Here is a 12,074-nt window from a genome sequence, read left to right as displayed (position 1 = left end):
GTCAAGCGGCCGAAGGACCTTGCGCCTTCGACGGCCATGTCTGCGGTTCCGGCGGCGTCGTTTCCACCTGGCGGGCCTTTACCTGGCGCAGCAGGTCGGCGAGCGTCTTGCCCGGCTCGTCGCGAAAGCGTTCGGGCAGCACCTCGACCGCGTCCATGCGGTCGACGCGAAACCCACGGAAGTCGTTGCGCAGCTCGCACCAGGTCGAGAGCGTCCAGACCTTTCCCCAGTAGAAGCATCCGAGCGGCCGAACCGTGCGCTCGCTGGCGTCGCCCGACACGTCGCGGTAGTTCAGGCGCAGCTTCTGGCGCGCCTGCACGGCCTCGCGCAAGGCCTGCAATCGGGCACCCATGACGTCGTCCAGTCCCAGCGCGGGCGCGTAGAGCGCCAGCGCTTCCGCCGAGACGCGCGCGGCCGGTGGCAGCACCGAGAGGATCTTGCCCAGTCCCGCTTCGATGTCGCGCGCGAGCGCCGGATCGACCCAGCTCTGCGCGAGCCGCGCCGCGGCCACGAGCGCGGAGGCCTCGTCCTGCGTGAACATCAGCGGCGGCAGCTCGAAGCCCACGCCCAGCCGGTAGCCCACGCCCGCTTCGCCCTCGATCGGCACGCCTTGGTGCTGCAGGTCGGCCACGTCGCGGTACACCGTGCGCTCCGACACCTCCAGGCGCTGCGCGAGAAACGCGGCCGTGGTGAGCCGGCGCCCGCGGATGAGCTGCACGAGCTGGAAGAGGCGATCGGCGCGGCGCATCAGCGCGTTCCGGAGAGCTTCCGGGCGAAGTCCTCGACGAAGTAGCGCTTGCCGCGCTGCACGACCGTGTGGCCCTCGGCTTCGAGCCGGGCCATCTGCGCCTCGATGCCGCCGGGGTACTTGGGGTTGAGTTCGCCGCCGATCTTGAGGGTGCGCCAGTAGGGCGTTCGCTCCTGGCTCTCTTCGGTGGCGTGCGCGACCATGTGCGCAAAGATCGCCGTGGTCACGGTGCAGCCGATGGTGGCGCTGTGGCGCACCGCGATGTCTTCGCCAATGCCCAGCACGGTCGCGAGCCGGCCCTCGGGCACGCCGCGCATCGCCTCCTGGACCTCCTGCGGGGAGGGCGTGGCGATGGTGCCCTCGCCGTGGCGCTTGCGCATGGCCAGGGGGATCTCCTTGACGGTCGGCAGGTGCGGGTAGCTGGCGAGCCTGTCGCGCCAGCTCTTCTTGGTGCTCATGAGACTGCGGAAACTCCAGAAACTCCGATATGGATCGCCACCTTGTCCGGCCCCTCGTAGGCTTCGAAATCGCTCTGGTAGCGGCGCGCGATTTCCGGGTGCGCCTCGAAATACTGCCAGATGCGCTGCCAGGTGGCGATCACCATCTGCGGCATCTCGCCCTGGCCGGTGAAGACGAGGTAGTCGCTGGCCTCGATGGCCACGCTGTCCGCGCCCTCCGAGACGGCCACGCCGACGGTGATGTCGAACGGGCCATGGGCGTCGGACGCGTAGGCGGCGTAGACGCCGAAGATGCGCGTGTCGCTCGTGCGGTTCGGCGTCGATTCGTAGGTCTGCTCGCCGAAGAAGCGGCCCCACAGCGCGCCGATGCGGGCCGTGGCGGGATCGTTTTCTTCGCGGTTGGTCGTGCGGACCGTGAGGCCGGCGACCCGGAAGGCGGCGTGGTGTTGGCGGGCGGGTTCCATGGGTTCTTCTCCTTCTTCTGTCTGCGATGTTCGGGTGTTGCTGCTCAAAGGGCGAGCGTTTTCAGGTCGGCCTTCATGGCCTGGGCGATCAACGCGATGTCGGCGTCGGTCACGTCGAACATGCCGAAGCGGAACTTGTAGCCCCACTGCTTGGGCGTCTCGATGAAGGCGAGGCGCTCGATCAGCGGCGCGATCGGCGCCTCGTGCGACGCCGCATAGCTCACGTCGCGGCGCCACGGAATGAAGCCGCCGCCCATGTCGAATTCGTACGCGTCGCCGGGCAGCACGATGCCGATCGACACGAAGCTCTGCAGCTTGTCCGTGCCGCCGAACACCGTCGCCGGCGAATAGTAGGCCACGCGGTCGCCCGCGGCGATCCGCTTGAGCGGGCCCAGCTTGCCGTGGCCGACCTGCATGAAGCCGACCGGCTTGTGGTCGCGCCCGCGCCGGGCATGGTCGGCGCTCGCGACGGCGATCCAGTTGCGCTGTGCCATGGTGCTTCAGGCGAGGGCGTGCAGGCCGACTTCGTTGCCTTCGGTGTCACGCAGATGAGCGATGAAGCCCATGCCCGGCGGCAGCGCCGACTTGGGCGCCACGATCTGGCCGCCGGCCGCCTCGACGCGCGACAGCACGGCATCGATGCTGGGCATGCAATCGAGGTAGATGCGGGTGCTGCTGCCTGTGCGGCCAGCGGCACTCGCGCCGGCCTGCAATGCGCCGCCGACGCCCGGGGCGTCATACGGAAAAATGGCCAGCGCCTCGCCGCCGAGACTTTCGCGGCGCAGCTTGCGCGCCAGCACGGTTTCGTAGAAGGCCTGGGCACGGTCCAGGTTGCTGACCGGAATCTCGAACCAGGTGATCGCGTTCTGCATGAAGAGCTCTCTTTCGTTGCGTTGGAAGGAGCCTCGATGGTGCGAGCCGCCTCCTGACAACGTCTTGTCAGGAGCCTGTCATGGCGGGCGAAAAAAAGCCCGCGATGCCCTCTGGAGGACATGCGCGGGCTCGATGGCCGCGGATCGGTTTTTTAGAGCACGTCGCTCGCGAAATCGGCCAGGCGCGAGCGCTCGCCGCGCGCCAGCGTGATGTGCCCGCCGTGCGGCCAGCCCTTGAACTTGTCGACCGCGAATGTGAGGCCCGAGGAGCCTTCCGTGAGGTACGGCGTGTCGATCTGCGCGAGGTTGCCCATGCAGATGATCTTGGTGCCCGGGCCCGCGCGGGTGATCAGCGTCTTCATCTGCTTGGGCGTCAGGTTCTGCGCCTCGTCGATGATCACGTACTTGTTCAGGAAGGTGCGCCCGCGCATGAAGTTCATGCTCTTGACCTTGATGCGGCTGCGGATCAGCTCGTTGGTGGCCGCGCGGCCCCACTCGCCGGCGCCGCCGCCGTCGCCCTTGGCCAGGAACTCGAGGTTGTCGTCCAGCGCGCCCATCCAGGGGCCCATCTTTTCTTCCTCGGTGCCGGGCAGGAAGCCGATGTCCTCGCCCACGCTCACGGTCGCGCGGGTCATGATGATCTCGGTGTAGCGGCGGTCGTCCAGCACCTGCGTGAGGCCCGAGGCCAGCGCCATCAGGGTCTTGCCGGTGCCGGCGGTGCCGGTCAGCGTGACGAAGTCGATCTCCGGGTCCATGAGCAGGTTCATCGCGAAGTTCTGCTCGCGGTTGCGCGTGTTCACGCCCCACACCGCGTTCTTGCCCGAGCTGTAGTCCTTGAGCGTCTTGAGCACCGCGGTCTTGTCGCGAATCTCGGTGACGCGCGCGTACATGCTCGGCTCGCCGGGTGCCTCGAAGAAGACGAACTGGTTGATGTACAGGTTGGGCACGATCGGACCGCTGATCCGGTAGAAGGTGTTGCTGCCGCTCTGCCAGCTCTCGACCGTCTTGCTCTGGCGGGTCCAGAAGTCGGACGGGAGCGCCAGCGAGCCGGCGTAGAGCAGGTCGCCGTCTTCCAGCGTCTTGTCGTTCTGGTAATCGTCGGCGGCCAGGCCCAGGGCGCGCGCCTTGACGCGCATGTTGATGTCCTTGGACACCAGCACCACTTCCTGCTTCGGCTTGCCCGGGCGGTCCTTGGCGTACTCGTCGCGCAGCGCATGCACGACGCCCAGGATCTGGTTGTCGGCCTTGCCCTGGGGCAGGCTGATCGGCAGCGAGTAATCGAGCGGAGCGGTCTGGAAGAACAGACGGCCGCCGGCTTCACGGTGGCCGGTGGTGTCCAGCTTCAGGCCCTTGTCGATGTCCGCGTCCTGCGCGCCGGCCAGCGCATCGAGCGTACGGCTGGTCTGGCGGCCGTTGCGGGCGACTTCGGTGGTGCCTTTCTTGTGGCCGTCGAGCTCTTCCAGCACGATCATCGGCAGGAAGATGTCGTGCTCCTCGAAGCGGAACAGGCACATCGGATCGTGCAGCAGCACGTTCGTGTCGAGCACGAACAGCTTGGCCGGGCCGGTCGATTTGCTGCGCTTGGGGCGAGCCGGAGCCTGGGGCGCGGCCGCTGCGGGCGCCGGGGCATAGGCCGGGGCGGGCGCCGTAGGGACCCGGGTCTCGACCTGGATGGCGGCGGGCTGTTGCTGCGGAGCGGGTGCGGGCGCAGGCGCCTGCCGGGATTTGGCCCGGCGCGACGGGCGCGCGGTTTCGCCGCCGCCTGCGGCATCGGAGTTCAGGTTGTCGAACAACTCCAGCGGCTGCGGTCCGTTCGAGGCCGTTTCGTCAGCGCGCTGGTCGCCGGAGCGGCGCGACCCCCTGTGCGAGGACCGGGCGGGCGCGTCGATCGCGTCCGGTGAGAGCAATGCGGCGCGTTTCGTGGGGGCGGGAGGCAATGGCATGTGGGAGGTCGCTCGCAGGAAAGTGGAAACCAGAAAACGAAAAAGCCGCCTGAAGACCTAGGCGGCTTTGTTCGGAGGATGCGGTCGTGGAGCTCAACGGCATGAGGCCATTATGCACACCGCAGATGACGCGCCAGGGGCTCTTTGCCGCTTTTACGTGTCACGTTGGGCATTCCCCACGCAAATCACGCAAAAGCGCCGGCTGGCGCTTCTCGCTGCGGTCAGGCGGCCTTCTTGAGCGCCTTGACTGCCTTGAGCACGTCGTCGACGTGACCCGGAACCTTCAGCCCGCGCCATTCGGCCTTCAGGATGCCGTCGGCGCCGATCAGGAAGGTGCTGCGCTCGATGCCCTTGACCTTCTTGCCGTACATGATCTTGTTCTTGACCACGCCGAACATGTGGCACATTTTTTCTTCGGTGTCGGCGATCAGTTCGAAGGGCAGCTCGAGCTTGGCCTTGAACTCGTCGTGCGACTTCATGTTGTCACGCGAAACGCCGAAAACGGTGGCACCGGCCTTTTCGAAATCCTTGTAGCGATCACGGAATTGCATCGCTTCGGTCGTGCAACCCGGGGTGTTATCTTTCGGGTAGAAATACATGACCAGCACGTGGCCGAGATGCGAGGTATTCGAGACCTTGAGGCCGCCCGTGGCGTTGGCGTCGAATTCAGGAATGGGTTTGTTGACAACGATCGCCATGAAACTTGTTTTCTCCGTTAGATTCCGTGGATCGAGTTCTTCGGGGCAGACTCGATGCGCGGAGGATTGGTCGTTGCTAACTTTGGGGTAGCTGGCCTGTTCGCAACCCGCTATTTTACCCCGAAAATACCCCTCTCAGTCAGCCGACGGGCGCTCGACCAGCAGGGCGGCGATCACATGCCGGCCTTCGCCGGCCAGGATGTTGTAGGTCCGGCAGGCCGCCGGGGTGTCCATGGTCTCGACGCCGGTGCGCTGCGCCATCAGGGGCTGGAGCCAGGCAGGCTGCGGAAAGCGGATGCGGCTCCCGCTGCCGAAAATGATCAATTCCGCCCCCAATTGCGCCAATTGCGCGAAATGCTCGGGGCCGATTTCGTCGAACCGGCTGCAATTCCACTCGAAACGCTCGCCGCGGGAGCCGACCACCACGCTGCCCTCGACCTTTTCGTTGTTGATCGCGACCCAGCCGGGGCCGTGGGCGGTGAGGGACTGGGCGTCGGATTTGTCGGGCTGGAGCTTCATCTGGTCACTGGGAACTGTGGTCAAATTATAGGTTTTCCCCAGTGACACGAGGCCTCCAGGGGCCTTTGACCCTCGAGTCGACACGCCCGGGAGGGCCCTTTGAAGCAGCTCAAGAAATCGGCCAAGCTGGCCAACGTTCTCTACGACATCCGCGGTCCCATCATGGACGCCGCCAAGCAGATGGAAGAGGACGGCCAGAAGATCATCAAGCTCAATATCGGCAATCTGGCCGTGTTCGGCTTCGATGCGCCCGAGGAAATCCAGCAGGACATGATCCGCAACCTGCCCAATTCGGCAGGCTATTCGGACAGCAAGGGCGTCTTCGCCGCGCGCAAGGCGGTGATGCACGAGACCCAGAAGCAGGGCATTGCCGGCGTCACGCTGGACGACATCTACCTGGGCAATGGCGCCAGCGAGCTGATCGCCATGTCCACGAACGCGCTGCTCGATGACGGCGACGAGCTCCTCCTGCCCGCCCCCGACTACCCGCTGTGGACCGCCTCCACGAGCCTCTCGGGCGGCACCCCGGTGCACTACCTGTGCGACGAGGCCAATGGCTGGATGCCGAACCTGGACGACATCCGCGCCAAGATCACGCCCCGCACCAAGGGCATCGTGGTCATCAACCCGAACAACCCGACCGGCGCGCTCTATTCCGACGATCTGCTCAAGAGCATCGTGGCCATCGCGCGCGAACACGGCCTCGTGATCTTCGCCGACGAGGTCTATGACAAGGTGCTGTACGACGGCGTCAAGCACACCGCCATCGCGAGCCTCTCGACCGACGTGCTCACGCTCACCTTCAACTCGCTCTCCAAGAGCTACCGCTCGTGCGGCTACCGTGCCGGCTGGGTCGTGGTCTCGGGCGACAAGCGCGCCGCGCAGGACTACATCGAGGGCCTGAACATGCTCTCGAACATGCGCCTGTGCGCCAATGTGCCGGGCCAGTGGGCCATCCAGACGGCGCTGGGCGGCTACCAGAGCATCAACGACCTGGTCTGCGACGGCGGGCGCCTGCGCCGCCAGCGCGACCTGGCCTACGAGCTGATCACCGCCATCCCGGGCGTGACCTGCGTCAAGCCCAGCGCCGCGCTCTACATGTTCCCCAGGCTCGACCCCGAGGTCTATCCGATCGCCGACGACCGCCAGTTCTTCCTCGAACTGCTCAAGGAAACCCGCGTGATGCTGGTGCAGGGCACCGGTTTCAACTGGGCCACGCCGGACCACTTCCGCATCGTGTTCCTGCCCCACGAAGACGACCTGCGCGAGGCCATCAACCGCATCGCGAAGTTCCTGGAGCAGTACCGCCTGCGCCGCAAGACGGCGTCATGAAAACCGCTGGCCATGGCATGCGCCGTGGCCGCGCCGGCGATGCCTGAACCCCCGCCCCGGCGATGCCTGAAGCCCGCCCCATCCAAACCATCCACGCCATGAGCGCGACTCTCCCAATGAAACCCATCCAAGTAGGCCTTCTCGGCGCAGGCACGGTCGGCAGCGGCACCTTCAAGGTGCTCCAGCGCAACCAGGAAGAAATCAAGCGCCGCGCCGGCCGCGGCATCGAGATCACGATGGTGGCCGACCTGGAAACCGCCCGCGCCCGGGAAGTGGCCGGCGAAGGCGTCAAGGTGGTGGCCGATGCACGCGAGATCATCGCCAACCCCGACATCGACATCGTCATCGAGCTGATCGGCGGCTACGGCGTCGCGAAACAACTGGTGCTCGAAGCCATCGCCGCCGGCAAGCACGTGGTCACGGCCAACAAGGCGCTGCTCGCGGTGCACGGCACCGAGATCTTCGCGGCCGCGCATGCCAAGGGCGTGATGGTGGCCTTCGAGGCGGCAGTCGCCGGTGGCATTCCGATCATCAAGGCGCTGCGCGAAGGCCTCACGGCCAACAGCATCCAGTGGCTGGCCGGCATCATCAACGGCACGACCAACTTCATCCTGTCCGAGATGCGCGACAAGGGCCTGGACTTCGCCACCGTGCTGAAGGAAGCCCAGCGCCTGGGCTACGCCGAAGCCGACCCGACCTTCGACATCGAAGGTGTGGACGCCGGCCACAAGGTCACGCTGATGAGCGCCATCGCGTTCGGCATCCCGGTGCAGTTCGACAAGGCCCACATCGAGGGCATCACCAAGCTCGCCGCGCAGGACATCAAGTACGCCGAACAGCTGGGCTACCGCATCAAGCTCCTGGGCATCACCAAGCGCACGGCCAAGGGCATCGAGCTGCGCGTGCACCCGTCGCTCGTGCCGTCCAAGCGCCTGCTCGCGAACGTCGAGGGCGCGATGAACGCGGTGGTCGTGCACGGCGACGCCGTCGGCACCACGCTCTACTACGGCAAGGGCGCGGGCAGCGAGCCGACCGCCAGCGCGGTGATCGCCGACCTGGTCGACATCACCCGCCTGCACACCGCCGACGCCGCGCATCGCGTGCCGCACCTGGCCTTCCACCCCGATGCGATGAGCGACCTGAAGGTGCTCCCGATGGCCGAGGTGGTCACCAGCTACTACCTGCGCCTGCGCGTGGCCGACCAGGCCGGCGTGCTCGCCAAGGTGACGGGCCTCCTGGCCACCGCCGGCATCAGCATCGACGCGGTGCTGCAGCGCGAAGCCGACGAAGTGGGCGGCGAGGGCTCCACCCAAACCGACCTCATCATCCTCACGCACGACGCGCGCGAAGGCACCGTCAACGACGTGCTGGCCGAGCTGCAGGCGCTGCCCACCGTGCTGGAGCCGATCGTGCGCATCCGCAAGGAAGAGCTGTCCTGATCGCCATGGAGCGCCGCAGTGCCCACGCTGATCGCCACCTTTGCGCTGGTCGGGTTGCTGCGCTTCGCGCATGTGGAGCTTCCGCGCTGGCACCTGGCGTTCTGGTTCGCGGTGCTGGTCACGCTGGCGCTGTTCGCCAGCCTCGGGTGGTGGCAGCTCGTGCTCAACGGCGCGGGCAGCTTCCTGGCCGCCTGGGCGTACTTCGGCGCGCTAGATGCGACGGACAATGTCGAGTACCGGCCGCTGCACTACATCGTTCTTTTCTTCGGCATGCTGGCGCTGATCGGCTCACGCTTCTGGCTTGACATCCGCCACTATGGAATCGGTCTCTAGGAATATCTTGTGAACTACCTGAGCACCCGCGGTCACCCCGACCGCAAGCGCTTCTGCGAAATCCTCCTCGAGGGCCTCGCGCCCGATGGCGGCCTGTACCTGCCGGAAACCTACCCGCAGATCGACACCGCCACGCTCGCCAAATGGCGCGAGCTGCCGTACGCCGAACTGGCCTTCGAGATCCTCTCGCTCTACATCGACGACATCGCGCCGGCCGACCTGAAGGCCATCTGCGCGAAGACCTACACCACCGAGGTGTTCGGCACCGACGAGATCGTGCCGCTGCGCGAGCTCGAGGACGGCGTGTACATCGAAGCCCTGTCCAACGGCCCCACGCTGGCCTTCAAGGACATGGCGATGCAGCTCCTGGGCAACCTGTTCGAGTACGAACTGACCCGCCGCGGCTCGGAGCTCAACATCCTGGGCGCCACCAGCGGCGACACCGGCAGCGCCGCCGAATACGCCATGCGCGGCAAGAAGGGCGTGCGCGTCTTCATGACCTCGCCGGACGGCCGCATGAGCCCGTTCCAGCAGGCGCAGATGTTCAGCCTGCAGGACGAGAACATCCACAACATCGCCATCACCGGCGTGTTCGACGACTGCCAGGACATCGTGAAGGCGGTCTCCAACGACCTGGGCTTCAAGCGCAAGTACCGCATCGGCACGGTCAACTCGATCAACTGGGCGCGGCTGCTGGCGCAGGTCGTCTACTACTTCGCGGGCTACTTCCAGGCGACGGCGAGCAACGACAAGCCGGTGAGCTTCACCGTGCCCTCGGGCAACTTCGGCAACGTCTGCGCGGGCCACGTGGCGCGCATGATGGGCCTGCCGGTCCAGACGCTGGTGGTCGCCACCAACGAGAACGACGTGCTCGACGAGTTCTTCCGCACCGGCATCTATCGCGTGCGCGGCGCGGCCGACACGCACGAGACCTCCAGCCCCTCGATGGACATCAGCAAGGCCAGCAATTTCGAGCGCTTCGTGTTCGATCTCGTGGGTCGCGACGCTGGCAAGCTGCGCAAGCTCTTCGTGGAAGACCTGGGCCTGGAAGGCCGCTTCGACCTGAGCGCCGATGCGGCGTTCAAGGACGCGGCCGGGCGCTTCGGCTTCGTGAGCAGCCGCAGCACGCATGCCGATCGCCTGGCCACCATCCGCGATACCGAAAAGCGCTTTGCCACGCTGGTCGATCCGCACACGGCCGACGGCCTGAAGGCCGCGCGCGAATTCCTCGTGCCGGGCGTGCCGATGGTGGTGCTCGAGACGGCGCTGCCGATCAAGTTCGCCGCCACGATCGTCGAAGCCCTGGGCCACGAACCCGACCGGCCCGCGAAGTTCGAGGGCATCGAGGCGCTGCCCAAGCGCGTGGTCAAGCTGCCGGCGGACGCCGAGGCCGTGAAGGCCTACATCGCCCAGAACTGTGATTGACCGACACAGGGAATCGGCATGAAAGTCGTCGGCTTCGCCGGCTACTCAGGCGCGGGCAAGACCACTTTGGTGGAGAAGCTGATCCCCGTGCTCAAGCGGCTCGGCCAGCGTGTCTCGGTGGTCAAGCATGCGCACCACAAGTTCGACATCGACCATCCGGGCAAGGACACGTACCGCCACCGCGAGGCCGGCGCGTTCGAGGTGGTCGTCGCCTCCGACAAGCGCCTGGCGGTGATGCGCGAATTCGAGGTCCCGGTCGAGCTCAGCGTGCACCAGCTGCTGGCCGAGTTGCACCCGGCCGCCGACTGGGTGCTGGTCGAGGGCTTTCGCCACAGCAACGTGCACAAAATCGAGGTCTGGCGCCAGCCCGAGGCAGGCGAGACGTTGCGGCCGGTGCTCTATCCGGACGACCCCTTCGTCACCGCCATCGCCACCGATGCGCCCGGCAGCCTGCCGGAGCCCACGGCCCGGCCGCTGTTCGACCTCGACGACGCCGAGGCCATCGCGCAGTGGCTCATCGCCAATGGCCAGCGCTTCGAGTACAACCCGGAACACCATGGCTGACACACCCGTTCCGTTCTCCGCGTCCAACGCGCGGCCCCCGCTGATGCCGCTGGACGAGGCCATCGCGCAATTGCTGGCCAAGGCCGCGCCGACGCTTCCCGCCGAGAGCGTCGTCACCTTCGACGCCGACGGCCGCGTGCTCGCGCAGGACATCGTCTCCGGCCTCACCGTGCCGCCGCGCGACAACAGCGCGATGGACGGGTACGCGGTGCGCGCGGCCGATTGCGCCGCGCCCGGCGCCCTGCTTGAGGTGACGCAGCGCATTCCCGCGGGCACCGTCGGCACGCCGCTCGCAGCGGGCACCGCGGCGCGCATCTTCACCGGCGCGCAGATTCCCGAGGGCGCCGACGCCGTCGTGATGCAGGAAGACACCACCGCCACGCCGCAGGAAGGCGGTCTGGGCTCGGTGCGTATCGCGATCGTTCCCGCGGCCGGCCAGTGGGTCCGCCGCGCAGGCGAAGACGTGGCCTCCGGCGACGTCGTGCTGAAGAAAGGCGAACGCCTCACGCCCGCGGCGCTTGGCCTCGCGGCCAGCGTCGGCTTCCACAAGCTGCAGGTCGCGCGCAAGCCGCGCGTGGCCATGCTCTCCACCGGCGACGAGCTGGTGATGCCCGGCGAGGTCGCGCCCGACGCGATGAAGCCCGGCGCGATCTACAACTCCAACCGGTTCTTCATGCGCGCCTTGCTGCACCGGCTGGGCTGCGAAGTGAACGACCTGGGCATCGTGCCCGACAACCGCGAAACCACCATCGCGGCACTGCGCGATGCGGCCGAGGCGAGCGACCTCATCATCACGACCGGGGGCGTCTCCGTCGGCGAGGAAGACCACATCCGCGCCGCGCTGCAGACGCTCGGCGAGCTGCAGCTGTGGTCGCTGTCGATGAAGCCCGGCAAGCCCTTCGCCTATGGCTCCATCGCGCGCAGCAGCGGGCAGGGCGTGTGCCACGTGACGGGGCTGCCCGGCAACCCGGTGTCGAGCTTCCTCACCTTCCTGATGCTCGTTCGGCCTTTCCTGCTGACGCTGCAGGGTGCCGATCGCGTGACGCCCGAGGCCGTTCAGATGCGCGCCGATTTCGATTGGCCCCGCGCCGACAAGCGACGCGAGTTCCTGCGCGCACGGCGAAACGCCGCGGGCGGGCTCGACCTGTTCGCCAACCAGAGTTCGGGCGTGCTGACCTCGATGGTCTGGGGCGACGGCGTGGTCGACAACCCCTCGGGCCAGACGATCAAGTCGGGCGACACCGTGAACTTCATTCCCTTCGCCTCGCTGCTCGCCTGA

14 protein-coding genes are annotated in these 12,074 nt (G+C 66.9%); 6 read left to right on the top strand and 8 right to left on the bottom strand.

The features are described from left to right. Window position 1 precedes the first annotated feature (1 nt). The 8 genes from ACZYRS_RS22970 to ACZYRS_RS22935 all read right to left on the bottom strand — a co-directional run bounded on the left by ACZYRS_RS22970 (window position 2) and on the right by ACZYRS_RS22935 (window position 5,702). Complete coding sequence (locus tag ACZYRS_RS22970) at window positions 2–748, bottom strand: helix-turn-helix transcriptional regulator (protein ID WP_463421110.1); 747 nt, start codon at window positions 746–748, stop codon at window positions 2–4. Next, entirely contained in the window at window positions 748–1,206 is a 459-nt protein-coding gene (locus tag ACZYRS_RS22965) for an MGMT family protein (RefSeq protein WP_463421109.1), read from the bottom strand. The genes ACZYRS_RS22970 and ACZYRS_RS22965 overlap by 1 nt, the downstream gene beginning before the upstream one ends. Beyond that, window positions 1,203–1,670, bottom strand: a complete 468-nt coding sequence (locus ACZYRS_RS22960) for a GyrI-like domain-containing protein (protein WP_463421108.1) — start codon at window positions 1,668–1,670, stop codon at window positions 1,203–1,205. Before ACZYRS_RS22960 ends, ACZYRS_RS22965 begins: the two co-directional genes overlap by 4 nt. A gap of 44 nt (window positions 1,671–1,714) precedes the next feature. Beyond that, on the bottom strand, window positions 1,715–2,164 hold the full coding sequence (locus tag ACZYRS_RS22955) for an EVE domain-containing protein (protein ID WP_463421107.1): 450 nt from the start codon (window positions 2,162–2,164) through the stop codon (window positions 1,715–1,717). 6 nt (window positions 2,165–2,170) lie between these two features. Continuing rightward, window positions 2,171–2,542, bottom strand: a complete 372-nt coding sequence (locus ACZYRS_RS22950) for a VOC family protein (protein WP_198787697.1) — start codon at window positions 2,540–2,542, stop codon at window positions 2,171–2,173. Between the two features lie 152 nt (window positions 2,543–2,694). Further along, window positions 2,695–4,485 carry a PhoH family protein gene (locus tag ACZYRS_RS22945; RefSeq protein WP_198787698.1) on the bottom strand — a complete coding sequence of 597 codons (1,791 nt, stop codon included), beginning with the start codon at window positions 4,483–4,485 and terminating at the stop codon, window positions 2,695–2,697. A gap of 221 nt (window positions 4,486–4,706) precedes the next feature. Further along, complete coding sequence (locus ACZYRS_RS22940; protein WP_007830801.1) at window positions 4,707–5,183, bottom strand: peroxiredoxin; 477 nt, start codon at window positions 5,181–5,183, stop codon at window positions 4,707–4,709. 135 nt (window positions 5,184–5,318) lie between these two features. Continuing rightward, window positions 5,319–5,702: an Mth938-like domain-containing protein gene (locus tag ACZYRS_RS22935; RefSeq protein ID WP_463421106.1), complete on the bottom strand. Its 384-nt coding sequence runs from the start codon at window positions 5,700–5,702 to the stop codon at window positions 5,319–5,321. Between the two features lie 99 nt (window positions 5,703–5,801). Here ACZYRS_RS22935 and ACZYRS_RS22930 point away from each other — a divergent pair, with 99 nt between their 5' ends. From ACZYRS_RS22930 to ACZYRS_RS22905, 6 genes are all read left to right on the top strand, one after another. After that, a complete protein-coding gene (locus ACZYRS_RS22930; protein ID WP_198787700.1) occupies window positions 5,802–7,034 on the top strand; it encodes a pyridoxal phosphate-dependent aminotransferase in 1,233 nt (410 codons plus the stop codon). 116 nt (window positions 7,035–7,150) lie between these two features. After that, complete coding sequence (locus ACZYRS_RS22925; protein WP_463421105.1) at window positions 7,151–8,473, top strand: homoserine dehydrogenase; 1,323 nt, start codon at window positions 7,151–7,153, stop codon at window positions 8,471–8,473. Between the two features lie 18 nt (window positions 8,474–8,491). Continuing rightward, on the top strand, window positions 8,492–8,806 hold the full coding sequence (locus ACZYRS_RS22920; RefSeq protein ID WP_463421104.1) for a response regulator: 315 nt from the start codon (window positions 8,492–8,494) through the stop codon (window positions 8,804–8,806). Between the two features lie 9 nt (window positions 8,807–8,815). Further along, a complete protein-coding gene (gene thrC / locus ACZYRS_RS22915) occupies window positions 8,816–10,231 on the top strand; it encodes a threonine synthase (RefSeq protein WP_463421103.1) in 1,416 nt (471 codons plus the stop codon). An 18-nt stretch (window positions 10,232–10,249) separates the two neighbouring features. Continuing rightward, window positions 10,250–10,795, top strand: a complete 546-nt coding sequence (mobB, locus tag ACZYRS_RS22910; protein ID WP_463421102.1) for a molybdopterin-guanine dinucleotide biosynthesis protein B — start codon at window positions 10,250–10,252, stop codon at window positions 10,793–10,795. After that, window positions 10,788–12,074, top strand: coding sequence for a molybdopterin molybdotransferase MoeA (locus ACZYRS_RS22905; RefSeq protein ID WP_463421101.1), 1,287 nt, complete (start codon window positions 10,788–10,790; stop codon window positions 12,072–12,074). Before mobB ends, ACZYRS_RS22905 begins: the two co-directional genes overlap by 8 nt.

The organism is Variovorax sp. AC194, assembly GCF_979257995.1.
This window is presented reverse-complemented; position numbering and strand designations above follow the sequence as displayed.